The organism is Rhizobium sp. BK112, assembly GCF_014193215.1.
GTDB classification, from domain to species: domain Bacteria; phylum Pseudomonadota; class Alphaproteobacteria; order Rhizobiales; family Rhizobiaceae; genus Rhizobium; species Rhizobium anhuiense.
This window is the reverse complement of sequence record NZ_JACHYZ010000005.1, coordinates 88,376-114,004: the sequence shown is the minus strand read 5'-3', so window position 1 is coordinate 114,004 and position 25,629 is coordinate 88,376. Positions and strand designations below refer to the sequence as shown.

Annotated in this window: 25 protein-coding genes and 1 pseudogene; 14 read left to right on the top strand and 12 right to left on the bottom strand. The window is 61.0% G+C overall.

Annotated features, from left to right (window positions below):
• Positions 1-42: 42 nt before the first annotated feature.
• Positions 43-753 (bottom strand): FadR/GntR family transcriptional regulator, encoded by a 711-nt coding sequence (locus FHT75_RS15905; protein ID WP_028758112.1) that lies wholly within the window; start codon positions 751-753, stop codon positions 43-45.
• Between the two features lie 132 nt (positions 754-885).
• Between FHT75_RS15905 and FHT75_RS15900 the strand changes: the two genes are divergently transcribed.
• The 5 genes from FHT75_RS15900 to FHT75_RS15880 are packed head-to-tail and all read left to right on the top strand — an operon-like array spanning position 886 to position 6,001.
• Positions 886-2,481, top strand: coding sequence for an ABC transporter substrate-binding protein (locus FHT75_RS15900; protein WP_063475549.1), 1,596 nt, complete (start codon positions 886-888; stop codon positions 2,479-2,481).
• A 20-nt stretch (positions 2,482-2,501) separates the two neighbouring features.
• Entirely contained in the window at positions 2,502-3,530 is a 1,029-nt protein-coding gene (locus FHT75_RS15895; protein WP_063475550.1) for an ABC transporter permease, read from the top strand.
• Positions 3,527-4,429, top strand: coding sequence for an ABC transporter permease (locus FHT75_RS15890; protein WP_028758115.1), 903 nt, complete (start codon positions 3,527-3,529; stop codon positions 4,427-4,429). Before FHT75_RS15895 ends, FHT75_RS15890 begins: the two co-directional genes overlap by 4 nt.
• Positions 4,416-5,261, top strand: a complete 846-nt coding sequence (locus FHT75_RS15885) for an ABC transporter ATP-binding protein (RefSeq protein WP_028758116.1) — start codon at positions 4,416-4,418, stop codon at positions 5,259-5,261. Before FHT75_RS15890 ends, FHT75_RS15885 begins: the two co-directional genes overlap by 14 nt.
• Entirely contained in the window at positions 5,258-6,001 is a 744-nt protein-coding gene (locus FHT75_RS15880; RefSeq protein WP_047615069.1) for an ABC transporter ATP-binding protein, read from the top strand. Before FHT75_RS15885 ends, FHT75_RS15880 begins: the two co-directional genes overlap by 4 nt.
• 22 nt (positions 6,002-6,023) lie before the next feature.
• Here the strand turns inward: FHT75_RS15880 and FHT75_RS15875 are convergent, their stop codons facing one another.
• The gene (locus tag FHT75_RS15875) at positions 6,024-7,079 is read right to left on the bottom strand and encodes a LacI family DNA-binding transcriptional regulator (protein WP_063475551.1); all 1,056 of its coding nucleotides are present in this window, start codon (positions 7,077-7,079) and stop codon (positions 6,024-6,026) included.
• A 183-nt stretch (positions 7,080-7,262) separates the two neighbouring features.
• Here FHT75_RS15875 and FHT75_RS15870 point away from each other — a divergent pair.
• The 5 genes and pseudogenes from FHT75_RS15870 to FHT75_RS15850 all read left to right on the top strand — a co-directional run bounded on the left by FHT75_RS15870 (position 7,263) and on the right by FHT75_RS15850 (position 14,304).
• A pseudogene (locus tag FHT75_RS15870) lies at positions 7,263-9,781 on the top strand (hypothetical protein).
• 64 nt (positions 9,782-9,845) lie between these two features.
• Positions 9,846-11,105, top strand: a complete 1,260-nt coding sequence (locus FHT75_RS15865; RefSeq protein ID WP_063475553.1) for an ABC transporter substrate-binding protein — start codon at positions 9,846-9,848, stop codon at positions 11,103-11,105.
• Between the two features lie 11 nt (positions 11,106-11,116).
• The gene (locus FHT75_RS15860; protein WP_047615075.1) at positions 11,117-12,157 is read left to right on the top strand and encodes a carbohydrate ABC transporter permease; all 1,041 of its coding nucleotides are present in this window, start codon (positions 11,117-11,119) and stop codon (positions 12,155-12,157) included.
• The gene (locus tag FHT75_RS15855; protein WP_183845047.1) at positions 12,154-13,203 is read left to right on the top strand and encodes a carbohydrate ABC transporter permease; all 1,050 of its coding nucleotides are present in this window, start codon (positions 12,154-12,156) and stop codon (positions 13,201-13,203) included. Before FHT75_RS15860 ends, FHT75_RS15855 begins: the two co-directional genes overlap by 4 nt.
• Before the next feature lie 18 nt (positions 13,204-13,221).
• Entirely contained in the window at positions 13,222-14,304 is a 1,083-nt protein-coding gene (locus FHT75_RS15850; protein ID WP_063475554.1) for an ABC transporter ATP-binding protein, read from the top strand.
• Between the two features lie 19 nt (positions 14,305-14,323).
• Here the strand turns inward: FHT75_RS15850 and FHT75_RS15845 are convergent, their stop codons facing one another.
• From FHT75_RS15845 to FHT75_RS15820, 6 genes are all read right to left on the bottom strand, one after another.
• Complete coding sequence (locus tag FHT75_RS15845; protein ID WP_063475555.1) at positions 14,324-15,295, bottom strand: amidohydrolase family protein; 972 nt, start codon at positions 15,293-15,295, stop codon at positions 14,324-14,326.
• Between the two features lie 92 nt (positions 15,296-15,387).
• Positions 15,388-15,804: a lipocalin-like domain-containing protein gene (locus tag FHT75_RS15840; protein WP_082849737.1), complete on the bottom strand. Its 417-nt coding sequence runs from the start codon at positions 15,802-15,804 to the stop codon at positions 15,388-15,390.
• A 106-nt stretch (positions 15,805-15,910) separates the two neighbouring features.
• Positions 15,911-16,600 carry a type 1 glutamine amidotransferase domain-containing protein gene (locus FHT75_RS15835; protein ID WP_063475556.1) on the bottom strand — a complete coding sequence of 230 codons (690 nt, stop codon included), beginning with the start codon at positions 16,598-16,600 and terminating at the stop codon, positions 15,911-15,913.
• 12 nt (positions 16,601-16,612) lie between these two features.
• Positions 16,613-17,662, bottom strand: coding sequence for an NAD(P)-dependent alcohol dehydrogenase (locus FHT75_RS15830; RefSeq protein WP_063475666.1), 1,050 nt, complete (start codon positions 17,660-17,662; stop codon positions 16,613-16,615).
• A gap of 109 nt (positions 17,663-17,771) precedes the next feature.
• Entirely contained in the window at positions 17,772-18,071 is a 300-nt protein-coding gene (locus FHT75_RS15825) for a hypothetical protein (protein ID WP_063475557.1), read from the bottom strand.
• 28 nt (positions 18,072-18,099) lie between these two features.
• Positions 18,100-18,669: a flavodoxin family protein gene (locus FHT75_RS15820; protein ID WP_063475667.1), complete on the bottom strand. Its 570-nt coding sequence runs from the start codon at positions 18,667-18,669 to the stop codon at positions 18,100-18,102.
• Between the two features lie 212 nt (positions 18,670-18,881).
• Between FHT75_RS15820 and FHT75_RS15815 the strand changes: the two genes are divergently transcribed.
• Entirely contained in the window at positions 18,882-19,787 is a 906-nt protein-coding gene (locus FHT75_RS15815) for a LysR family transcriptional regulator (RefSeq protein WP_028757619.1), read from the top strand.
• Positions 19,788-19,896: 109 nt separating this feature from the next.
• Here the strand turns inward: FHT75_RS15815 and FHT75_RS15810 are convergent, their stop codons facing one another.
• The 4 genes from FHT75_RS15810 to FHT75_RS15795 form a co-directional block, all read right to left on the bottom strand.
• A complete protein-coding gene (locus FHT75_RS15810) occupies positions 19,897-20,790 on the bottom strand; it encodes a LysR family transcriptional regulator (protein ID WP_063475558.1) in 894 nt (297 codons plus the stop codon).
• 131 nt (positions 20,791-20,921) lie between these two features.
• Entirely contained in the window at positions 20,922-21,716 is a 795-nt protein-coding gene (locus FHT75_RS15805) for a carboxymuconolactone decarboxylase family protein (RefSeq protein ID WP_063475559.1), read from the bottom strand.
• Between the two features lie 73 nt (positions 21,717-21,789).
• Entirely contained in the window at positions 21,790-22,773 is a 984-nt protein-coding gene (locus FHT75_RS15800) for an aldo/keto reductase (protein ID WP_063475560.1), read from the bottom strand.
• A gap of 87 nt (positions 22,774-22,860) precedes the next feature.
• Positions 22,861-23,241 (bottom strand): DUF2255 family protein, encoded by a 381-nt coding sequence (locus FHT75_RS15795; protein WP_063475561.1) that lies wholly within the window; start codon positions 23,239-23,241, stop codon positions 22,861-22,863.
• Between the two features lie 314 nt (positions 23,242-23,555).
• Here FHT75_RS15795 and FHT75_RS15790 point away from each other — a divergent pair, with 314 nt between their 5' ends.
• The 3 genes from FHT75_RS15790 to FHT75_RS15780 are packed head-to-tail and all read left to right on the top strand — an operon-like array spanning position 23,556 to position 25,590.
• Positions 23,556-23,924 (top strand): antibiotic biosynthesis monooxygenase family protein, encoded by a 369-nt coding sequence (locus FHT75_RS15790; protein WP_028757298.1) that lies wholly within the window; start codon positions 23,556-23,558, stop codon positions 23,922-23,924.
• 20 nt (positions 23,925-23,944) lie between these two features.
• Positions 23,945-24,877: an NAD(P)-dependent alcohol dehydrogenase gene (locus FHT75_RS15785; RefSeq protein WP_028757297.1), complete on the top strand. Its 933-nt coding sequence runs from the start codon at positions 23,945-23,947 to the stop codon at positions 24,875-24,877.
• 2 nt (positions 24,878-24,879) lie between these two features.
• Positions 24,880-25,590, top strand: a complete 711-nt coding sequence (locus tag FHT75_RS15780) for a helix-turn-helix transcriptional regulator (protein ID WP_280949755.1) — start codon at positions 24,880-24,882, stop codon at positions 25,588-25,590.
• The last annotated feature ends 39 nt before the right edge of the window (positions 25,591-25,629 follow it).

Here is a 25,629-nt window from a genome sequence, read left to right as displayed (position 1 = left end):
AATGTCATATGACATAATATGAATTTCGGAGAGTGTCGAGCCCTATTGCTGTTCGGCGAGCATGCGGTAGCGGCGTTGGCTGGCCATCAGATGCGCGCGCATCGCCTGGCGGGCGCGTTCCGGATCCTGATCGGCGATGGCCGACAGGATTTCGACATGTTCGGCATAAACCTTTTGGAGATAGTCGCGGTCATTGGCCTCGGGCAGCGTCGGAAACTGTCCGCGAGGGATGGCCCGGGCGCCGAAATGGCGCAGCACGTCGACATAGAATCGGTTGTTGGTGGCAGCCGCAATCGCCATGTGGAAGGCGTAATCCGCCTCCACGGTCTGCTGTCCGGTTTCGATGAGTTGCGCCATTTTGCGGTTGGCATCGCGGATCGCCGCCTCCTGCTCGGCTGTGCGGCGATAGGCGGCGATTGCGGCCGCTTCACCTTCGGCGGCCATGCGAAACTCCAGCAATTCCAGGGTTTCCGGGATGCTTTTGATTTCCACCGGCGTCAGTGACAGGACCGAATGCGTCTTCGGATCCGCGACAAAGACGCCTTTGCCCTGGATCGGCTTGACGAAGCCTGCTGCCCTCAGATCGGCAATCGCCTCGCGCACCACGGTGCGGCTGACGCCGAATGTCGATTCGAGCTGCGGCTCGGTCGGCAGCTGGTCGCCGACCCGCAGCTTCCCCGTCTCGATCTGTGTCCGCAGTTGATCGATGACCTGCTGCGCCAGTCTTTGCCGACCACGGCCGAGTGTTGTCATAGTCCGTTCCCCAATCCCTCTGCATCAAGTCTCCCGCTCGGGTCTTGCAAATCATATCAGACTTCGATAAATCATAATACGACATACGGGCGACATAATATGTCTCTTATAGTAGTCTAGGGAGGACTGACAATGAAGCATTTTTCTAAGGGCTTGTTCGTCGGCGCCGTGATCGGCGCCCTGACGATATCAGCACCGCAGCTATACGCCGCCACGCCGAAGGACCAGCTGGTGATCGGGACATCGCTGGCGCAGGTTCTGTCCCTCGACCCGCATCAGGCGACCGAGGGAAAAGCGGTCGAGATCATGTCGAATCTCTACGACCGGCTGGTCAACAGCACGCCGGATGGCAAGATCGTGCCGCAGCTGGCCGAGAGCTGGAAGGTCGACGACAAGGGCATCACCTTCACGCTGCGCCAGGCCAATTTCGCCACCGGCAATCCGGTAACGTCAAAAGATGTCGTCTATTCGCTGGGACGGCTCTTGAAGCTCGACCAGGCAGCCGCCGCCAACCTCAAGCGCATCGGCTACGACAAGGACAATATCGACAAGCTCGTCACGGCAGTCGACGACAAGACGGTCCGCGTCGATTTTTCAGGCCAGGTGACGTCCGAGATGCTGCTCTACCGGCTCACGACCTCGACCACCAGCGTCGTCGATAGCATCGAAGTGCAGAAGCATGTCGCCGACAATGACTGGGGAAATGCCTGGATGCGCACGCATTCGGCCGGCTCCGGTCCGTTCACGCTCAATCGCTGGTCTCCGAACGAACTTGTTATTCTCGACGCCAACAAGGATTATGTGGCCGGCGCGCCGAAGATGAAGCGCGTCATCGTTCGGCATGTTCCGGAAAGCCAGGTCGAACGGCTGATGCTCGAACGCGGCGATATCGATATCGCCAGCGCGCTGACCGCATCCGATCTCGCGACCTTCAAGGACAAGCAGGGCTTTACGATCCAGCGGATTCCGACAGGCGGATTCTACGTGCTGTCGATGAATGCCGGCAACCAATACCTTTCCAACCCCAAGGTCCGCGAGGCCATTGCCTACGGCATCGACTATAAGGGCATCGAGAAGACGATCATGGGTCCTTACGGGCGGGCGAGAAACGTTCCCGTTCCGGAGAATTTCGAATATGCGATCGCCAATCCCGATTGGCATCTCGACGTCGAAAAGTCCAAGCAACTGTTGGCCGAAGCGGGGTTCAAGGACGGATTCTCGCTGACGCTGAAGACGATCGCGCAGACGCCGCGCATCGATCTTGCCACGGCCATCCAGGCATCGCTTGCCCAGGTCGGCATCAAGATCGATATCCAGCAGGGCAACGGCTCGGAAATCATCGCCGCCCACCGCGCCCGGGATTTCGATCTGCTGATCCCGCAGACGAGCGCCTATATGCCGAACGTGCTCGGCTCGATGGAGCAGTTCTCGTCCAATCCCGACAACTCGAAGGAAGCCAACAATGCCGGCAACTTCGTCTGGCGTTCGGCCTGGGACATTCCCGAACTGACGGCCCTGACCGCCAAGGCATCGATGGAGCCGGACCCGAAGAAGCGCGGCGAACTCTACGTGCAGATGCAGAAGATGTTCGTCGAACAGAAGCCGGCCGTGCTGCCGATGTTCGAGCGCTTCGAGCCGATCGTCCTGTCGAGCAAGGTCCAGGGATATATCGGGCATCCGACCCAGCTGACGCGTCTCGAGAACGTCACGAAGTCTGAAACCCAGTAATACTCCCGAGGCAGCCGATCATGAAGGAACTCTCCGTAGCCGAATTTGGCCGACGCCTGGCGCATTTGCTGGTCAGCCTGTTCATCCTCTTATGTGTGACCTTCGTGATCGGCCGCATCCTGCCCACCGATCCGGTCGGCGCGATCGTCGGCGAGCTCGCCGATCCCGCCGCTTATGCGGCGATGCGGGCGCGTCTCGGTCTCGATCTGCCGATCTACCAGCAGTTTTTCATCTATCTGAACGGGTTGGCGCATGGTGATTTCGGCACCGCCGTCCTCACCGGCAATCCCGTCTCTTCGGACCTGGCCCAGGCGTTTCCGGCGACATTCGAACTGGCGACGCTGGCGGTAATCATCTCCACTTTCGTCGGCGTCCCGCTCGGACTGGTCGCCGCACTGTTTCGCGACAGCTTCATCGACAAGACGGCCCGCGTGCTTGCGCTCGTCGGTCATTCGATCCCGGTCTTCTGGTTCGGCATCGTCGGGCTCGTCATCTTCTATGCGGGCCTCAATTGGGTCGGCGGGCCGGGCAGGATCGATGTCTTCTACGAAGGCCTCGTGACGCCACAAACCGGGCTGTTGCTGGTCGACAGCCTGCTGCAGGGCGAGACGGAAATCTTCTGGAATGCACTCGGCCATATCATTCTTCCCGCCATCATCCTTGCCTATGCGGCCATGGCCTACATCACCCGCATGACACGCAGCTTCACCCTGGAACAGTTGAGCCAGGATTATGTCATCGCCGCCCGTGCCAAGGGTGTGAGCCCCTTGGGCACGATCTGGCATCACGTCCTGCCGAACATTGCCGTGCAGCTGATCACCATCCTGGCCATTTCCTATGGTGGGCTGCTCGAAGGCGCTGTTGTCACCGAGATCGTCTTCTCCTGGCCCGGCATTGGCCAGTACATGACGAACGCGCTGATGATCGGCGACATGAACGCCGTCGTCGCCGGCACCATTATCGTTGGATTCATTTTCATGCTGTTGAACTTCTTCGCCGACGTCGCTTATGCCGTGTTTGATCCCCGTATGAGGGAGGCGGCCCGATGAGCGACGTTATCCGCAGCGAGATTCAGATCCGCCCTCCAAGTGTATCGAGCCGCATGGCGGCGTCGCTGGCGCGCGCCGGCCGCAAACTGGCCCACGAGCCGCTTGGCCTTGCGGGGTTCGTCATCCTCGGTCTTCTCTGCTTCATCGCGATCTTCGCGCCGCTTCTGGCGCCTTATGATCCGGCCATACAGGCGCTGGGCGATGCCCTGCAGCCGCCGAGCCTTGCGCATCTCGCAGGCACCGACGAATTCGGTCGCGATATCCTGAGCCGCCTCATCTTCGGCACGCGCATCACCATCCAGACCGTGCTTTCCATCTCCTTGATCGTCGGGCCGATCGGCCTGTTGATCGGCGTCGTTGCCGGTTTCTTCGGCGGACGCGTCGATGCGCTGCTGATGCGCGCCACCGATATCGTTCTCTCTTTCCCGTCGCTGATCCTGGCTCTGGCTTTTGCCGCGGCACTTGGCGCCGGCTTGACCACGGCCATCATCGCGATCTCGCTGACCGCATGGCCGCCGATTGCCAGGCTTGCGCGCGCCGAGGCCCTTGTCGTCAGAAACGCCGACTATGTGGTTGCCGCCCGCCTTTATGGCGCCTCGCCGATCCGCATTCTTTTCCTCTATATCGCGCCGATGTGCGTGCCCTCCGTCATCGTTCGCCTGACGCTCAACATGGCGGGCATCATCCTGACGGCGGCGTCACTCGGCTTCCTCGGTCTTGGCGCCCAGCCGCCGGCCCCGGAATGGGGTGCGATGATCTCCAGCGGCCGCAAGTTCATGCTCGATTATTGGTGGGTCGCCGTCATGCCGGGTATCGCCATCCTGCTAACCAGCCTTGCCTTCAACATCGCCGGAGATGCTCTGCGCGACATTCTGGATCCCCGCCATGCAAGATCGTGATCAAAAGCCCGTTCTTTCCGTCAAGGGGCTGAATGTCCGTTTCGGGCGAGGCGCCGTGCCCGCCGTTTCCAATGTCAGTTTCGACGTCGGCCGTGAGCGTGTCGGCATCGTCGGCGAATCCGGTTCCGGCAAATCGACGACGGGTCGCGCCATCATGCGTCTTCTGCCGCCGGCCGCGGTGGTCTCTGCCGAACGCCTGGATCTTGCCGGCAGTCCTTTGCTGTCAAAGACCGAGCGTCAGATGGGCGCGCTTCGCGGCAAGGATATCGCACTGATCATGCAGGATCCGCGCTATTCGCTGAACCCGGTGCTCTCGATCGGCAAGCAGATCGCCGAAGCCGCACGCCTTCACCTCGGCCTTCACAAGAAACAGGCGTTTGAGGCCGCCCGCGCCATGCTCGAACGCGTGCGCATCAGCGATCCCGATCGGGTGATGGCGCTTTATCCCCACCAGATATCGGGCGGCATGGGCCAGCGGGTGATGATCGCCATGATGTTGCTGGCGCGGCCGAAGCTCGTCATCGCCGACGAACCGACCTCGGCTCTCGATGTCAGCGTCCGCAAGGACGTGCTGCTGCTGCTCGACGAACTGGTGCGCGAGAACAATTCCGGACTGCTGCTGATCAGCCACGACATTCGCATGGTGGCCGCCTTTTGCGAGCGCATCATCGTCATGTATGCCGGCCGGATCGTCGAAACCCTGACCAGCCTTGAGGACGCCCGCCATCCCTATACCCGCGGGCTGATAGCAGCGCTGCCCGACCCGAAGAACCCGGTTCGCCGGCTTGCTGTTCTCGACAGGGCGAAACTCGATCTGGAGACGGCGCAATGATCAATGTGCGTGACCTCGATGTCGTCTTTACTTCCGGCAAATCAAGCAACCATGTCGTCAGGGGCATCAGTTTTCAGGTCGGCCAGGGGGAGACGCTCGGCATTGTCGGTGAATCCGGATGCGGCAAATCGACGGTGCTGCGCTGCCTCGCCGGGATGGAGTCCGGTTGGACCGGTCACATCGAGCTTGGCGGAAAACCGATCGGAAGAAAGCGCTCCCGCGAGGAGCTGAAATTCGCCCAGATGGTCTTTCAGGACCCTTACGGATCCCTACATCCGCGCCATCGCATCGGCACCGCGCTCGCCGAGCCGCTACGCGCCATGGGGCATTCCGATATCTGGTCGAAGGTCGAAAAAGCACTGGTCCAGGTCGGCTTGCCGGCGAGCTTCGCCAATCGTTTTCCGCATGAGCTTTCCGGCGGCCAGAGGCAACGCGTGGCGATCGCCCGGGCGCTGATCCTGTCGCCGCCCATCCTGCTGCTCGACGAGCCGACATCGGCGCTCGACGTCTCGATCCAGGCCGAAATCCTCAACCTGCTTGCCGATCAGCGCGAGGAAAAGGAACTGACCTATCTGCTTGTCAGCCATGACCTCGCCGTCATCGCCCATATGTGCGATCGGGTGCTGATCATGAAGAACGGCTGTTTCGTCGACGAGCTCACCAAAGCCGATCTGCAGGCCGGCGTCACCCATGATGCCTATGCACGGGAACTGTTCGAGGCGAGCTTCATCGAGGCTTGATATCCTTAAACGTGGTGTGAGTTCAGCGATCCTCCGTTGCGACATGGACGCGGTTGACCGCCGCAACACTGCCCCTTTCCACGAGATGGCAGGCGAGCTCGACGCGGCGGCGCGGAGCCGCAAGACCGAGCATCATGTCGCGCAGCAGATCGAGCGCGGTGGCGCCGAGTTCACGCATCGGAATATGCACCGTCGAGAGCGGTGGATTGAGAAAGGCTGACTGCGGCAGGTCGTCGATGCCCATGACGGAGATGTCCTTCGGCACGGCATAACCCATCGCCTGCAAGCCGCGCACGGCGCCGTTGGCGAGACTGTCGCCCGCCGTCAGGACGGCGGTGAAGGAGAGACTTTTCTCGCGGACAAGACGGGTAATCGCCTCGGCGCCGAGGTCCGGCAGCCAGTCGTCGACTTCGAGCACCAGATCCGCGTCGGCCTTCAGCCCATGAAGCTGCAGGGCATCGCGCCATCCCTCCAGGCGCCGCTCGATCGTCCGCCGTCCCGGCCGCAGCATGAAGAGAATACGTTCATGCCCGGCCTCGATCAGCCGTTCGGCGGCGATGAAGGCGGCCGAGCGGTTGCAGGGCGTAACACTCGAAAGCCGCATATAGGGATCGTCGCTGTTGACGAGCACGACGGGCTTTCCGAGATCGGCGGCTGCCGCCAGCATGTCCTCTTCGTCGACGGTCAGGATCAGCATGCCGCCGAAACTCGGATCATCGCGCATCTCGGCGACGACGCGCGCTTCATCCCCCTTGTCGGCGATCGGGCGCATCGAAAGCTCGATGCCGAGGGCGGCCGCACGCGCATTCAACCCTTCGAGCACGTAGAGCGTAAACTGGTTGCGGACATAGTCGATCATTGCCGCACCGGAGGCGACGAGCATGACCTTCTTGCCGGCCACGCTGGCCGGCAAGGCGTAGCTGACCGCACTTGCCGTTTCCAGCACCAGCTTGCGAATGTCAGGCCTGACGCCCTTCTCACCGGCCAGCGCCCGCGACACCGTGCTGATCGACACGCCGCATTTGGCGGCGATGTCGTCGAGGCGCGTACGCCTGGCTTTTTTCGGTTCCCCTGTCATCTCCTCGCTCCTTCGCCATCATGCAAAAATCTTTCAGATTGCGCAAATGGAATGCCTATGCACAATTACCTGCGAGGAGTCCGCGGCAAGCGGCAGAGCAGGGAGGCTTTGAAGATGCGGCTTGACGGCCAGTCCATGCGTCGGCGGTTTGCCCGGCGTGGCAATGCTCGAGCGGACTGAAACATGGCCACCGAGCAGCAATCTTATCTCCGCCGATCAACTGCCAAGCACAGTCCGATCGTCTACTGGCAGCTCGCCCAGCTGTGGCAGGAGCGCTACGATGTCGCCGACCGTCCGATGGACGGCAGAATGGATCCGTTCTTCTTCGTCACCAAGACGAAGAACTTCATCCCGCATGAATATCCCTGCCGCACCGAATTCAAGACATCCTTCTCCGGCCGGCGGCCGCAGCCGGCTGGCGAATTCGAGGCCGTCCGCTGGTGGCTTCCCTTTGCCTCTCCGCGAGTCGATCTCTCCGGCTTCTGGTTTCGCCCGACGCGCATCGGCTGCTGGGCACGCACGTTTCTCGATGCACAGTCGGCGGGGTCCGCCACGCTTCGCCTGTCGACCTGCGGCGGCGCGATCCTCTTCGTCAACGGCGAGCAGGGCTTCATGGCACCTTACCAGCGCAATCTGGAAGCCCAGCAGCTCTTCGAGATAGAGCTCACGGCCGGCCTCAACGAGATCCGCATCTATTTCGACGATCTCGCCGAGCGCGACGCCCGGTTCTATTTTCAGCTGGATTATCTCGAAGGGCCTGAGGTCGAAACATCGGTCCCTGTTCCCGTCGCCGCCGGTGATGCGGATGCGCTGGAGGAGATCCTCGAAGGCATGCGTTTCGACCGCACGGCCTATCTCGGCGAGGATGTGACGATCCTCTTTCCCTTGCCGCTGCCGGTGGCGCTGACCTGCCATGTCGAGATCGAAGGCGACTTCATGTCGACCGAGCGCTTCGACTATGATTTGGAGCTGAAAGCAGGAGCGACCAAGCTGGAGCTCGGCGCCTCGGCTGATATGCCGGCCGATTTCCGCCATTTCCGCATCACCTTCACAACAGGCGAGCTTTCGCTCGGCCGCACGCTCGGCGTCGAAATCTGTCATCCCGAGCGGCAGGGCGAGGCACCCGCCGCCCTCAATGACCGCGTCGCCGAGGCGCTGGCCGAGGTCGCCGCCCATTCCGAGCCCGACACGGTCTGTGCTTTTGCGCGTCTGGCGCTGGGGCAGGGCGGCGAGGAAACCGAGGCGATGATCGCGGCCATGCTGCCGGTCATCGAGGATTGCCACGACTGCGCCGATTTCGTGCTGGTGCCGCTGCTCTTTGCCTATACCCGCTGGAGCGATCTGCTCTCATACGAGCTGCGCGACAGGATCAAGCAGGCGGTCCTCAATTACCGATACTGGATGGATGAGCCCGGCAACGACGTTCAGTGGTATTTCTCGGAAAACCACGCGCTTCTCTTCCATACCGCCGCCTATCTCGGCGGCAGGCTGTTCCCCGATGCCGTCTTCGTCCGTTCCGGCCGCACCGGCGCCGAGCAGATGCAGGTCGGCGAGGAACGTGTCCGCGCCTGGCTCGATCATTTCGAGCGCTGGGAAATGGCTGAGTGGAACTCCGTTCCCTATTTCCCGATCGACCTCAAGGGCCTGACGGCGCTCGCCGCCTGCGCGCCGGATGAGACGATCCGCAGCCGGGCGAGCGCCAGCATTATCCGCCTGATGGAGATCGTCGCCCGTTCGGCCATCACGGCATGCTGACCGGCAGCCAGGGCCGCTCCTACGAACATACGCTGCGCCCCGGCCGCTCGGTCGAGCTGTCCGCCATCGCCCGCCTGCTCTGGGGCCGTGGCTGGTACGGCCGCCGTGTCCACGCTTTGCCGCAGCTTGCCGTCTGCATCCGCGACCACGGCCTGGACTTTCCGGAACGGCTTGCGGCGATCGCTTTGCATCAGGCCGACGCCGCGCAGGAATGGACCTTTTCCCAGGGCGAGAATCGTTTTGCCGCCCTCTACCACTACAAGACGCGCGACACCGCACTCGGCACCATCGCCCATTATCGCCCCGGCGCCTGGGGTTATCAGGAGACGGTGCTGCACTTACGCTTGGGCCACCGGCCGGAAGCGCAGATCTGGATCAACCATCCCGGCGAAACCATTCAGTTCGGCTATGGCCGGCCGAGCTTCTGGGGTGGTTGTGGAACACTGCCGCGCGTGCACCAGTATCGCGATCTGGCGATCCTCGATTTCGACATCCACGAGGGTCAGCCGGATTTCACTCACGCCTGGTTCCCGCTCGAGGCCTTCGACGACGCGAGGGTCGACGGCAATCTGGCGGTTGCTCGCTCCGGCAACGGGATTGCGATGCTGATCGGCAACGCGGCGCTGGTGCCGGTGAAACAAGGGCCGACGACGGATATCGAGCTGCGTCTGCCCGGCCGCAAGGGTCGCTGGATCGTCCGTCTCTCCGATATCGAGCGCGAGGCTGGCCTTGACGGCATGCAGGCGCGTTTCGCCGCGCTCTCGGCTCGCCGCGACGACGAGGGCGCATTGATCGTTATCGATCCGGATTATGGCCGGGTCGTCTTCGAAGAGGACGGCACCGTGCGTGCCGAAGGCCGTATTCTTCGCCCTGCGGACTGGTCGGTACGAGGAGAAGCGGTACATCTCAAGATACCGGGCAGGCAGCCTCGGCGCGCGGCCTCGTAGACGACGTGTCCGGCAGGTGGAGGACCGGCCGGACGCAGCAATTCATCGGTCAGAGGAGGAGAAAATGACCAGAATGAAATCGATCGGCGCGGCCTTTGCTGCGGTTCTCTTGAGTTCCGTTGCCGCACACGCCGGAGACGTGCGCATCATGTGGTATTCCGACGGCGGCGAAGGCGAGGTGATCAAGGACCTGCTCTCCCGCTTCTCGAAAGCCAACCCCGACGTCAACGTCGTCCTCGACGAGGTCTCCTACGACGTTGTCAAGGAACAGCTGCCGGTGCAGCTCGAAGCCGGGCAGGGGCCCGATATTGCCCGGGTCACCAATCTGAAGGCGCCGGCGCAGCACTGGCTCGACCTCCGACCCTACCTCACCGACGCGAAATACTGGGAGGACAATTTCGGCGCCCAGGCCGACTGGATGCGTCCGGACGGTTCGAACGCCATCACCGGCTTCATGACGCAGCTGACACTGACCGGTGGCTTCGCCAACAAGACGCTGTTCGAGCAGGCCGGCGTCGAGATCCCCGGCCCGAAGGCCACCTGGGACGATTGGGCGGCGGCGGCCAAGAAGGTCGCAGACAGCCAGAAGGTCTTCGCCATGGCGATCGACCGCTCCGGCCACCGCGTCTCCGGTCCGAACATTTCCTACGGCGCCAACTATATCGCCGCCGACGGCAAGCCGGCGCCGATCGATCAGGGCGCCAAGGACTTCCTCAGCCGCTTCGTCAAGTGGAACGAGGATGGCACCGTCAACAAGGATGTCTGGGTGAGTGCTGCCGGCACCACCTACCGTTCCGCCGCCGAGGACTTCATCAATGGTGGCCTCGCCTATCTTTATTCCGGCAGCTGGCAGGTGCCGGGCTTCGCCCAGAAGATCGGCGACAGTTTCGACTGGGTGATGGCCGGCAGCCCCTGCGGCACGGTCGCCTGCACCGGCATGCAGGGCGGTGCGGGTCTCGTCGCCGTCAAATACACCAAGAACCCGAAGGACGTCGCCAAGGTGATGGATTACCTGGCAAGTGCCGACGTGCAGAAGGAATTCGCCGAGCGCAGCCTGTTCATCCCGGCGCATAAGGGTGTTGCCGCCGGCCAGATCGACTTCAAGACCGACAATCCGCATGTGCAGGCGGCGCTGAAAGCCTTCGTCGAAGCGGCCGGCCAGACTGCCGCACCCGCCATGAAACTGCCGGGCTGGAAGTGGTCGGACGCCTATTACAGCGCCATCGTCGCCCGCATCAGCCAGGTGATCGCCGGCGAATTGAAGCTCGACGACGCCTATGCCCGCATCGACGAGGACATCAAGGCCAAGGTCGCCGGCAACTGACGGAAGAACAGATGACGGCGAAGACAGTTTCTTCAGCACCACCTGTCAAAAAAACCAGTCTGCGGCAGGCGCTCCTTGCGCCTGTCCGGCTGGCGATGGGGCTCATCGACATTCCCATGCGCGCCTGGCAGAAGCTGACGGGGCTGAATGGCATGGCGGGCGTCTTCCTGGCGCCCAATATGCTGATTTTCACCGTCTTCGTGCTTCTGCCGCTGGTCATCAATTTCATCTATTCGACGACGAGCGGCAGCGCCATCTTCCTGCAGAACAGGACCTATGTCGGCGCTGACCAATACCGCATCCTCTTCGATTGCGGCAGCTATCTCGACCCCTCGACATGCGCGGCCGACACCTTCTGGGCGGCCGTGCGCAATACCGCCGTCTTCGTCGTCTTCCAGGTAACGGCCATGTTGATCGCGGCGCTCGCAACGGCACTGATCCTCAACCGCGAACTTTCCAATCGCGGCTTCTGGCGCGCCGTCTTCTTCTTCCCGGTGCTGCTGTCGCCGGTCGTCGTCGGCCTGATCTGGAAATGGATCCTGCAGCGTGAAGGCCTGTTGAATTTTGCGCTGAGCCCCTTCGGCTTCGAACCCTTCTCCTGGCTCAGCGATCGTTTCTGGGCCTTCTTCTTCGCCGTCTTCGTCTCGGTCTGGGCGCATATGGGCTTTTATGCGCTGATCCTCCTCGCCGGCCTGCAGGCGATCCCGCGGGATCTCTACGAGGCGGCGGCGATGGACAGCGCCGGCCCGACCCGCATCTTCCGGCGCATCACCCTGCCGCTGCTGATGCCGAACCTTATTGTCGTCCTGGTCTTGGCGCTGATCCGCGCCGTGCAGATCTTCGACGAGGTCTTCGTGCTGACCGGCGGCGGGCCGGGCACCAGCACCATGTACATCACCCAATATATTTACGAGACCGGCTTTGCGAGTTCGCTGCGCAACCCGGGGCTTGCCTCCGCCGCCTCGATCCTGATGGGTATCGTGCTCGTCATCCTGACGCTGATCCAACTCGGCGTCAGCAGCCGCAACGAGAAGAAGGGAGCACGCCAGTGAGCGCTGTCGGCGCCTTTCTGCTCCGCCGCCGCGGCCGAGGCTGGCACTGGACGGATGTGGTGACCTGGATCTGGCTGATATCGGGCGTCTTCCTGATGTTCGGCCCGGCCGTCTGGCTCGTCTTCTCCTCCTTCAAGACGCCGGCGGCGCTTGCCGAATTCCCGCCATCGGTCCTGCCCTATGTCACTGCACAGGCAGTGGTGCCGGGCTACGACAAGCCGTTGCCGCTCTATCAGGTGGCGATGCCGGATGGCAGCACGCGTGTGCTCGCCGAGGTCCGCCGCATCGGCATCATCGGCCAGATGGTCGATCCGAAACAGCCGGGCGAAATCGTCAAGGTGAACATCAAGGACCGCACGCCGGTGCGCAAGGTCGAATTCGCCGGCGGCAATTATACCGAACCGTTCCAGCGCTTCGATTTCTTCCTGTTCCTGCGCAACTCCGTCTTCGTCACCGTGGTCGCGACGGCGATTACGCTGCTCGTCAATTCCATGGCTGCCTTCGCCCTGTCGAAATACCAGTTCCCCGGCCGCACCGCCGTCATGTTGATGATCCTGGCGACGCTGATGGTGCCGCTCTCGGTCATCGTCGTGCCGCTCTATTCCGTCATCGGCACGTTGAATCTCTTCGACAGCCTCTGGGGCGTCATCCTGCCGACGGTCGCCACCCCGACCGGCGTGTTCCTGCTCCGGCAATACATGCTGACCATCCCGGACGAATTGATCGATGCCGCGCGCATGGACAAGGCCAGCGAATGGCAAATCTACTGGCGCATCATCCTGCCGCTGTCGGCGCCCGCACTGGCGGTGCTGGCGATCTTCTCGGTCGTCTGGCGCTGGAACGACTTCCTCTGGCCGCTGATCGTACTCTCGCGCAAGGAACTCTATACCCTGCAGGTCGGCCTCAACGTCTATGCCGGCGAGCTCAATGTGCAATGGCACTACATCCTCGCCATGACCGTGGTTTCGATGATCCCGGTTGTGCTGATCTTCGTCTTCCTGCAGCGGTTCATCACCACAGGCATCGCCGGGTCGGGGCTGAAATAATATGAAACAGGAGAGTGCATGAGCGGACTCGAGCTCAGGAACATCGTCAAGAATTTCGGCGCCGTCGAGGTCATTCGCGATGTCTCCCTTGCCGTCAACGACGGCGAGTTCGTCGCTTTCGTTGGCCCTTCCGGTTGCGGGAAATCGACGCTGCTGCGCCTGATCGCCGGCCTCGATAAGCCCACAGGCGGCAGCATCGCCATCGACGGCAAGGATGTTACCGGCATCAGCGCCGCCGATCGCGGCCTTGCCATGGTCTTCCAATCCTATGCGCTCTATCCGCATATGAGCGTCAGGGAAAACCTTGCCTTCGGTCTTGAGAATACCAAGGTGGCGAAGGCCGAGATCGAAGCGCGCATCACTGAGGCCGCGCGCATGCTGGAGATCGAGCCTTTCCTGCAGCGCCGTCCGGGCCAGCTCTCCGGCGGCCAGCGCCAGCGCGTCGCGATCGGCCGCGCCATCGTCCGCCGGCCGGATGCCTTCCTGCTCGACGAGCCGCTCTCCAATCTCGATGCCGAACTCAGAGTCACCATGCGCGCCGAACTCGCGGCCCTTCACGCGCGATTGAGGGCGACGATGATCTACGTCACCCATGACCAGGTTGAGGCGATGACGCTTGCAGACCGCATCGTCGTGTTGAGAGGCGGCAGGATCGAGCAGGTGGGAACACCGCTGGAACTGTACAACAAACCGGCCAACCGCTTCGTCGCCGGCTTCATCGGTGCGCCGCACATGAATTTTCTCGAAGGCGCCATCGTCGGTCACGAGGGCATTTTCGCCGAGGTCGAAACCGTCGGCGGCCATCGCCTTTCCGTGATTGCCAAGGAGGCGCGTCCGACGGGCGAAAGGGTCAGCATCGGCATCCGACCGCAGCATATCACCTTTGCCGACGCAACTGCTGAGAGGAGGCTGGACACCCGCATCATCCTTGTCGAGGAACTCGGCTCGGAGACCGTCGTTCACGCCGATGCAGGGGGTAAGAAGCTGATCGCCGTCTTTGCCGGCCAGCAGCGAATGAAATCCGGCGACAGCCTGCCGCTGCATCTTGATCCCGAAGTTCTGCACCTCTTCGGCGAGGATGGACGGCGTCTGTCCCAATAGGCTGCTGCGAAACGTCTCGTCAGCTTCCAGTCAAGCGCTCCCAATTTCGATGGGCGAACTTCGGTTTGTCGGCATCGTCGAGTTCGAGGCCTTCGACAAATCGGCGCGCTTCGCCTCCGGACCGGTACTGGTACGGGTAGTCTGTGGAAAACAGGATGCGATCCGTCCCGACCGCGTCGATCGCCTGCCGCAGATAGGCCGGGCTGAACATGCCGCTAGCGGTCAGATAGAGATTGTTGCGGACGTAGTCTAGGAAGGGGTGCTGCAGTCCGGACACCCGGTCGAGCATGCCCAAACGCTCCAGATAGAAGATCACCAGTTCGCCCCAGTGGCCGAGGATAACCTGAAGGCCTGGATAACGGTCGAACACGCCGGCGAGAACGATGCGGACGAATTGAATGCCGGCCTCAAAATGCCATCCCAGACCGAAGGTCGACAAGGCAAGATCGATCGGCGCTGCGAAGCCCGCATAATAGGCTTCGCGAACGCTCACCTGAGGAATCTGAGGGTGGATGAGCAGCGGAACGCCAAGCTCTGCTGCGTAGGCGAATGTCTGTTCGAAGATCGCGTGGTCGAGGTTTTTCTCGCCGACCCGGCCATAGAGAATGGCGCCCTTGCACCCCAGTTCCCGAACAGCACGCCGAAGTTCTTGGGCGGCGGCATCAGCGTCTACGGACGGCAGGACCGCGAGCGCCTGGAAGCGGGACGGATTGGCAGCCACGGTGTCGGCGAGGAGATCATTGACGCGGCGGGCCAGATCGACGCCGTGACGTCCCAGATTGTTGAGGCCCGGTGTTGTTAGCGACAGGACCTGCACATCGACTCCGGTCTCATCCATCAGCGCCAGCCGCTGTCGCCCCATATCGGCGAGCCGTTTTCCCAGCACACCTGGATTGAGCCCCAGCGTTCCGTCGTCGGCGCCGGGTATTGTGCTCCATGCGTGCTTCACCTGATCGGGAAGGACATGCTCTTCGATTGCAATGATCTTCATCTTTGAAACCCTGGAATCTACGCTTTCTAAAGCGAGTGGCGATCTTTCAGATTCGTTCGTAATGCCGTTATCGAGCGTTCTTGCCGCTTGTGTTAACCGCGACGCCAGATGACACGCCACTTTTCATCATCCCGCGTGGATGTAAGGATGAGCTGATCATTCACGAAGCTGTATGCTCGCGGGAAATCCTGGCCTACCAGCTCGTGAACCAAAGCTCCCTCGACACGATAGAGGAAGATGCTGTTTGCGGAATTCAGCGTGATTTTACCGAAGCTCGCCTCGTATCCACCCCTGCTGTACGCACTGTCGACATGTCCGGGTTCGAGGTTGCGGACCTGGACCGCCATGTGGCCATCGCGCGTAAAGACGAGGAGACCATTCACGCGCGCAGTCTTCACCGCGCCCTTCGCATCGGGCTGCTCGATCTTCACGAGGCGCCAGCCCCCATCCAATTGCGCAATGATCTCGGAATCGGCAGCGGATTGTCCACTCGTACCGGCGGTCGTCATTGGCTGTTCTCCTCTATCTCGATCCTGTCGGGCTCCGGGTCCGACCGGAGACAGCCTCTCACGAGGAGTTGCCTCATCAGGCTGCGGCCGGAGCGCCGGATGTCGTTCAGGACTTCGCGGTAAGCTGATTGGCCGCAGCCTTGCCGACGCCATGCGCCGAAGCCGGGTTCTGCCCTGTGATCAGGCGGCCATCGACCACCACGTTCTCCGTCCAGTTCGGTGCCGGCTGGTGCAGCGCGCCACGGTCCTTGAGGGTCGCCGCCAGCAGATAGGGCACGACCTTGGTATACTTGACCTCGGCCTCTTCCTCGTCCGTAAATGAGGCGACCTTCCTGCCAGCGACAAGATGACTGCCGTCCGACAGCGTCGCGTTTACCAGCGCTGCGGGGCCGTGGCAGACCGCCGAGACGATGCCGCCGGCCTCGTAGATTTCGCGGGCGACGTGCTGCACGGCTGGATTGTCGGCGAAATCCCACATGGTGCCATGGCCGCCAGCGAAGAACACCGCCGAATAGCGGGAGGGATCGAGCTCACTCAAAACCAGGGAGTTGGCCAGAGCACCGCGGAACTCGCGGTCCTTCCAGAAGCGGTCATTGACCGGATCGCTAAGATCGAAGAAGTCGATCGGCGGATGGCCTCCCCGAATCGAGGCGATCTCGGTCGGAATCCCGGCCGCGCGGAACACCGCGAGGGGGTGGGTGAGTTCAACCATAGCAAAGCCGGTGGGCTCACCGGTGTCGCCTCTGATCGGGTGGCTGGTGACCACGCAAAGGATGGGCTTGATGTTATCTGCCATTGTCTTGGCTCCTCATGACTTGAGCGAAGCCATGTCGATGACGAAACGATATTTGACATCGCTCTTCAACATGCGCTCATAGGCCTGGTTGATCTGATTGATGGAGATGATTTCAACGTCCGATACGATGCCGTGCTGCCCGCAGAAATCGAGCATTTGCTGTGTCTCTGCGAGACCGCCGATGAACGAACCTGTGATCGCCCTGCGGCCGCGCACGACCCCGCCGGCGTTAACCGCCGTGCCAAGTGGCCCCATATAGCCGACGAGCACGAGCACGCCTTCCAGCGTCAGCGTCGGCATGTACGGATTGACGTCATGGTCATAGGGAACCGTGTCGATGATCACGTCGAAGCGGCCCGCGACCGACGCCATCTGCGCCGGATCGCTCGAGAGCACGACATGATCGGCTCCGAGACGGAATGCGTCTTCCTCCTTGCCGGGGGAGCGCGTGAACAGGGTGACGTCGGCGCCGAGCGCCTTGGCGAGCTTTAGCGCCATATGGCCGAGACCGCCGAGACCGATCACTGCGACCTTGCTTCCTTCGCCGACATTCCAGCGATGAAGCGGCGACCAGGTGGTGATGCCGGCGCATAAGAGCGGTGCGGCCCCAGCCGGATCGAGCCTGTCGGGAAGCGCGAGAACGAACTTCTCCGTCACCACGATCGCGTCGGAATATCCGCCTTGGGTCGGCATGCCGTCGTGCCTGTCGAGGCTGGCATAGGTGAAGGTGGGACCTTCGGCACAGTCCTGTTCCCATCCAATCAGGCAGGGTTTGCAGTGCTGGCAAGAGTCGACCATGCAGCCGACGCCGACCATGTCTCCGGCCTTGAAGCGGCTGACCTTCTCTCCGACCTGACTAACCCTTCCGATGATCTCGTGGCCCGGAACGATCGGATAGGTCGTGAAGCCGCCGTGGTTGCGAGCCAGATGCAGATCCGTATGACAGACCCCGCAATAGAGGATGTCGATCAAGACATCATCGGGCCGCATCGCGCGCCGTTCAAAGGTGAAAGGCTCGAGAGCGCCGGCGGGCGACGGAGCGGCATAACCGAGTACGTTCATATTCATATTCCTTTCGACCCTGACGCGATCGAAGCGCGTGGCAAACTCACTGCGCCCGTCGAGCCGAGGTCGGGCGCAAAGTCTTCCGTGGTTTCCCGGACGGGAAATCTCAGGCGTTCGCTGGCGCGAACAGCGTTTCCCAGTTCAGGAAGGGGCCAAGCGGGATGACCTCCCAGTCGATAAGCCCGGCCTTGGCCAGCGGAAACTCGCGCAGGGCCCGCTTGGCGGCTTCGACTGACTCGCATTCGGCGATGATGGCCACACCGGGGCGGTCCTGGCGGAAATAGATGTCGCGGATAACGCCGCCCTTATACATTTGCCAGGCGTGCCGGGCTTCATCCGACATATGCGGCTGGTATTTTTCCAGGTTGGCGCCGGGCTGGGGAATATCGAGGCAAAGCAGTTTCATCGTGAGTTTCCTTGATTGAAAATACGGTTCAAGCGGCCTGAAGCCGGCGCGCAGTCTCGGTAACGCGTCGCCCCAGATAGGCAGCGGTCGCCAGATCGCTCTTGATGGGAGCGATATCCGCCGCCTGATCCGTGTTCGACTGGGTCACGACGCCCAGCCAGCTTCCGAGCCGGTTGAGGTCGTAGACACTGCCGGTGCTGCTGCTGTTTCCCGGCATCAAATCGAGGCCGACCCAGATCATGCCATGCTGGGCTGCAAACAGTGCCATCGACACGAGCGAGTTCAGCTTGTCGCCGTGCTGGGCTCCGGAGTTGGTGAAGCCGGCAGCGATCTTGTTGCGCCACTTCAGCTCTGACCAGGCTGCTTTGGTGGAGTTTTCGAAGAACTGCTTGAGCTTGGCGCTGATCAGGCCGTTGTAGGTCGGCGACCCGAAGATGATGGCGTCGCTTCGCTCAAGGGCTTCCCAGTCCATCGCGCCATCCGCGACGGCGATAAGTCTCGCCTCCGCCCCTTGAACCTCGTGGATGCCGGCGGCAACCGCTTCCGCGACGCGTGCCGTATGGCCATAGCCGCTGTCATATACAATGGATATTAGCAATTGCCGTCCTTTCATTGACGAGTCGCCCGCGAACCGAGCGCCATGGTTGCCCGCTGTTTCGACGACCGCATTGGTCGTCGGCGGCACGAATATCGTTTGCTTGGCCGGCGTTATATCGTAGAATGGACCTAACAATTAGAAATCGTTTTTATCTTCTTTGGTTCCTCGAATTCTCCAATCGCGGAATCGGCCATCCCGGGAGGATTCGCACGGTGCGCGACAGGTTTGATGGTGTACAGGCGTTCGTCGAGGCGGTTGAGACGGGCGGCTTTGCCAAGGCGGCCGATCGACTTTCGTTGACACGTTCCGCGGTCGGCAAGGCGATCGCGCGTCTTGAAGAGCGCCTGGGTGTCCGGTTGTTTCACAGGACCACACGAACGCAGAGCCTGACCGAGGATGGTCAGCAATATTATGAGCGCTGTATCCGTGCCATCGAGGAATTGCGCGCAGGCGAGTCTCTTCTGGAATCCGGCAGGCGTGAGGTCGTCGGCAGGTTGCGCGTGTCTTTGCCTGTTCTGTTCGGCCGCTACTGCGCCGCGCCGATCCTGCGTGCCTACGCGCGCCAGCATGAGAAGCTCGAACTCGAACTCAGCTTCAGTGACCGTCAGATCGATCTGATCGCCGATGGCTTCGACCTGGCGGTGCGCAACGGCGCCCTCGGCAATGGAACCGCACTCCACGCCCGGCGACTGGCCAGCCCCCGCAAGGCGCTATGCGCCTCTCCAGGCTATCTCTCCGCACGAGGGGAACCGCACTCTCTGGCGGATCTGTCCGAACATGAAACGCTCGTATACTGGCGCAATGATCATGGCCTGACCTGGCAGCTTCCTGATGCGACCGGCGCGCTCATCGACCTGTTGGTGACATCCAGACTGCGCTTTGATGATCTCGAAGTGATCGCCGATGCTGCCGTCGACGGCATGGGCCTGGCCTGGCTTCCCTACTGGTTGATCCATGAGCGCGTGCAAGCCGGCGAACTGATTGAACTCTGGGCCGATCGGCCGCGCGCCGCGATGGAATGCTATGCCGTGTGGCCAACCAACCAATATCTGCCGTTGCGGTCGCGACTGGCGATCGATGCGCTCGCCACCGAATTGCCGAAGCGTTTCGAATTCTGAAGCGGGCCGCTACACTTTTTGTCGACCACTTCGCGCTTCCTCTCCTGGCGCTGGCGCCGGTCCCGCGCACCGTTCACAAAGCGGCTTGCCGCTGTCGCCTCGCAGCCGCTCACGTTGAATAACGCAACGCATTCACGAGAAGAGAAAAAGCGGGCGAAGATTGGCGCCGGCTTGGATAGTAGAGATGAAAGCCCTCCCAATAGGGCGAATAATCTTCCAGAAACCGGTGGAGGCGACCGGTCTCGAGATAGCGCTTGGCGATATCCTCCGGGACATAGGCGAAACCGAAGCCGTCGAGAGCCGCTTCGAGAACATTATAAATCGTGTTGAAAACGAGTTGTCCGTCCACCCGAACCTTGATCTCGCGGCCGTTCTCTTCAAATTCCCAGGCATAAAGACCTCCATAGGTTGGCAAGCGCAGATTGATGCACCTGTGCTGCATGAGGTCCTTCGGATGCTTCGGAATATCGCGTGACGCAAAATATGATTCTGCGGCAACGACCGCGAAGCGAACATCGGGCCCGATCCTCGCAGAAATCATGTCCTTGGCGATCTGCTCACCGAAGCGCACGCCAGCGTCATAGCCTTCGCTGACGATGTCCTGCAGACCGTAGTTCACGTCCAATTCGAGCCTGATGTCGGGATACTGGTGGAGAAAGGTTCGAAGCCTCGGCCATATGTAGCACTGGATCTGGTAGTCGCCGGCGGTCAACCGGACGGTGCCCGCCGGCTGGTCTCGAAGTGTGTTGAGCCCATCAAGCGCAAATCCGATCTCGTCGAAAAGCGGACCGATGCTCTGTAGCATCCGTTCGCCGGCCTCGGTCGGCGAGACGCTGCGTGTCGTCCTCGTCAGAAGTCGCACGCCCAGCCGCTCTTCAAGCTGACGGATCGTGTGGCTTAGCGCCGACTGTGAGACGCCGAACTTGGCGGCGGCTTTCGTGAAACTGCGATCTCTCGCGACCACCAGGAACACCATCAGGTCGTTGATATTCTGGCGCTCCACTGATGATTCCTTTTCATAGACAGGCGCTCATTATAAACGCGTGTCCATGAAATGGTAGCAATGAAGCCTGGAGCAACAAGGAGGCTGGATCACCTTTGCGGACCGGCATGCTTCCGCTGCAGGTTGGAGCCTCACATCGCCCGGCTGCGCAGTACCTCTCCGACAACCGACGACGCAGAGAAGGCGTTCGGCCAGCCGGCGTAGAAGGCCGTATGGGCAACGACCTCGCCGGCTTCTTCGGCGGTAAGGCCGTTATCCATGGCGCGGTTGAGGTGATAGGTAATCTGGGTGCTCTGGCCAGATGCGATCAGCGAACTGACCGTCACAAGGCTACGGTCGCGCGGTGCAAGGCCCGGCCGCTGCCAGAGATCGAGGAACAGTGGATCGGTGGTAAACTGCACCAGCCCCGGAGAGATCGGGCCCACATTCTTCTCAACGCCGGTCGCGCGTTGGCACTCGGTCTCTTCGTTGAGCGGCAGCAGTTGTGGAGAGGCCGCAGGCATCTGATCGGCCGTGATGCCCCGATCTTTGAATACGTCCTTCGTCGCGACGATTGCGAACATCGCGTTCGACCAGCCTGAGTAGAAAGCCAGATGCGTGATGATCTCGGAAACCTCCGTCGGGGTCACCCCGTTATTGAGAGCGACGCCAAGATGGTGCTTCAGATCGACTGCCTGACTTCGGGCGATTAAAACGGCCACCGTGACGATGCTGCGATCGCGGCGTGACAGTTGCGGCCTCTGCCACAGGTTTCCGATCACGTCTTCTTCTGCGTATCGGCCAAGGGCCGGCGATACGGATTGAATGTCGCTGAGCGACAGTGATGAAGCACTTCTCGGCATGGCTCCGCCGCCAACACTTTCCTGGGCCATGACAGGCTCGCCCACAGTGACCGAGATTGCCGTGGCGGCCAAAAGTCGTTTCATGATGATATCCTTCCAGCTTGGTGGTTCCGGCATCGCCTTGGGCTAACCCTGCAATAGATGCCGCAGTGTGCCGCTAGAGACCGGATCGGCGCAGCATTGCGTCGGGGTAACGAGCTCCCTGAATGATGATGTTGGCTTGCGCGATCTCATCCAGATCGACCTTGTCCAAGGTGACGTTCAGCGCCCCGATATTCTCCTCGAACCGCTCGAGCTTGCGTGTGCCGAACAGTGGAACTATCCAGGGCTTCTGGGCCAGCAGCCAGGCTAGCGCGACCTGCGCAGGCGTTGCGCGATGCTTCTCGCCGATTTGGCGGATCAGATCGACCAGCTTCTGGTTGGCGATACGTGCTTCCTCGGAGAAGCGGGGGATTCCCGCTCGGATATCGGAATTGTCGAACATGGTGTTGACGTCGATCTTGCCGGTCAGAAATCCCTTGCCGAGCGGGCTAAACGGCACAAGCCCGATACCGAGTTCCTCGATCGTCGGGATGACTTCGGCTTCAGGCTCGCGGGTCCACAAGGAATATTCGCTCTGCAACGCTGCCACCGGCTGCACTGCATGCGCTCGCCGTATGGATTGGGCACCCGCCTCAGACATGCCGAACCACCGCACTTTGCCCTCGGCAATCAGCTCCCCGACCGTCCCGGCTACATCTTCCATAGGCACTCCCGGATCGACCCGGTGCTGATAATAGAGGTCGATGTGGTCGATGCGCAGGCGCTTTAGGCTGCCCTCAATGGCGCGGCGGATCTGTGCCGGCTTGCTGTTGACGCCACCACGGTGCTCGCCAGTCTCCTGATCGATATCCCAGCCGAACTTCGTCCCGATCTTCACCTTGTCGCGAACCGGAGCAAGCGCCTCGCCGACCATCTCCTCGTTCGTCCAGGGGCCATAGACTTCGGCGGTGTCGAAGAAGTCCATGCCGTGTTCGACAGCAGTTCGAATCAGGTCGATCATGTCAGCCCGGTCCGGGAGCTCGCGGGCCTTGCCATAGCCCATGGCGCCTAGCGACAAAGCGGATACTTCAAGGCCTTGGCCCAGTGTGCGCTTGATCATTTGCTTCTCCTCCTTTGAGGCTGATTTGAAGAGCTATCGACGAGGCGGGCCTCGAGGCGACGCCGACCTCATGCGATCCGGCCGCCGTTAGGTATTTGCCTCGCGTGGCGTGATCCTAACGGTTGCCGCGCGTGCTCGGGTGCTGACCATCGGTGGTAGATACTGGCTCTTGCCGTATTTCGCGCGGTAGGCGTCATCGATGCGATCGTTGATCGGACCGTCGACCGGCTCGAAGGCGACCGTGCGCGTCATGCCGGCGGCAATGATCCGTCCGGCCTTCTGGCGGACCGCCGCCTGATACCAGCGGGAATTCTGACCATGGTAGCCGCGCACGTAGAGCGCGCCATCGACGACGACCTCCCAGATCCAGGTCGGGGTCCCATAGGTGGCGCCATCTTCCCGAAACGGTGCGATTTTCACATCGTCGGCCCGATCGATTTTGCTAAGCTCATCATCCGACCAGTTCATCGTCGCTCTCCGCTCGTCTCGGCCACAGTCGTCGACCGCTTCCCGATCTCATGCTCTGAATATAAAGCGCGCGCCTAGCTATGATTAGGCGTGGCAAATCGCATGAACTTATGAGCGAGAATCATCAATACGGATGAAGAGTGCCGGTCGTGTATTTTCGGGCATAGATGCGTCTTGATTTCGCAAATGAAGTTGAAGGCAAGTCGAGTTCTGAGAAAGCATGGTGCCGGAAACTGTCACCATGCGGGTGTATACCGCGTCTCAACAGAGCGAGACCTCAGTTTCCTTCATGCGTTGAAAAGGCATTTGAAAACATGTCCAGATTTGAACCACTCGATCCTGCCTATCCCGTCGCGCGTCAGAAAGACCTTGAAGGCGGCCCAATAGTGATGATCAATCTCTTAACTATGGTCCCGGAGGAGGAAGATGCCTTCCTTGCTGCCTGGACCGCTGACTCGCTGTTCATGAAACGCCAACCCGGCTTCATCTCGACGCAGCTACACCGTGCCATCGGCGAGAACCCAACATATCTCAATTACGCTGTCTTCGACAGCGTGAGCGCATGGCGCGAGGCTTTCCAAACTCCCGAATTCCAGGAGAAGCTCAAGGCCCATCCGCCATCAGTCGTCGCGCGGCCTCACCTATTCGCCAAGGTGGCGGTTGCCGATCTGTGCACGGCTTGAGATGGAACTGTGACACGCAGATGAAACGCATTCAATATCACCAGTATGGCGGTCCGCATCTGATGCGGCTCGAAGACTTTGAACTGGCCATGCCTAACAAAGGCGAAGTGGCTGTTAGGGTCAAGTTTGCAGCTATCAATCCCATTGACTGGAAGCTGCGGGCCGGCAGCATGAAGATTGTTACCGGCAAGACCTTCCCCCGTGCGATGGGTATGGACATCTCCGGGACGGTTATTGCCATCGGCCCGGGTGTTGCGCGTTTCAAGATCGGCGACCCGGTGTTCGGCCTTGCCCGCTTCAAGGAAAGTGGTGCGCTAGGGCAGGCCGTTGTCACCAAAGAAATCTTCTTGGCAAAGAAGCCTGAAACAGTTTCGTTTGAGGATGCCGCCTGCCTCGGAACTCCGGGAGCCACCGCTTGGAACGGCCTGGTCGATAAGGCGGAGCTGAAGGCCGGCGAGCGTGTCTTTATCAATGGCTGTACCGGCGGGGTGGGGGAAGCGGCGGTGCAAATCGCGCTCATGCGAGGCGCGACGGTTTCGGGCAGTTGCAGCGCAGGCGCCATGGAGCGGGCACGGTCTCTCGGAGTTCAAACCGTCTTCGACTATCGCACGACTGATTTGTCGACTATTCGCGAGCGCTTCGATGTAGTCTATGACACCGCTGCCACGATGCCGATAGCGGTGGGTACTGGTCTTTTGCGTGAGAAAGGTCGATTTTTGGATATCAATCCCACACCAGCAAAATTCGTTCGTGCGATGTTTAATCGGCGTCTGAAGGTTGTCGTGTGCACGCCGAGAGCCGATATTCTGGATAACCTTGCGCGCGCAGCCAAAGACGGAAAAATTCGCCTTCCAATCGCCGAAATTGTGCCCCTTACCGAGGCGATCCAACTCATCACAGCTCTTGAGGCTGGGCGCCGGCTTGGTGGGAAAGCCCTTGTTGGGATGGATTAATCGTGTCGCGAAGCCACCGATTATTTGACCTCATGCAGGTTCTTCGCCGTCACCGTGGGACGGTGTCCGGCGAGGTATTGGCACGAGAGCTCGGCGTTTCGCTTCGAACGATTCGTCGTGACATAGTTACGCTACAAGCGATGGGTGCAGATATCGATGGGGAGCCAGGCGTCGGCTATCTACTGCGCCCAGGATTTCTTTTACCGCCGCTTTCTCTGACCGAAGAGGAAATTCAGGCGCTTGTAGCCGGGGCGCAATGGGTTAGCCGGCATACTGACGACGCTTTGGCGTGCGCTGTTCAAAACGCGCTCGCAAAAATTGGCGGTGTCCTTCCTCCTGACATGCGGCAAGGCTTGGACGACAATACATTCTTTGTTGGCGGTGCTGAGAAGGGCTCAACGTTGCTTGACCTGGCGCAGGTCAGACGAGCGATGCGCGACCAGCGGAAGATCCACATCACGCACACAGATCAAATAGGCACTGTGTCGGACCGGACCATATGGCCCATCATGCTGGGATTTATCGACTCAAAACGGTCTGTCGCTGGCTGGTGCGAATTGCATAACGAATTTCGCGTTTTTCAGGCCGACCACATTTTGGCGGTCGATTTCTTGGACGATCGCTATCCGCGCAACCGCCGCCAGCTGGTGAGGGAATGGCGCGCGCAAGAGGAGCATCCTTGCAAGAAAAAGAAGGTGGAAGACGGCGGATAACTGCCTTCCTCGCTAAGGAGCGGGCAACCAGAGCCTAAA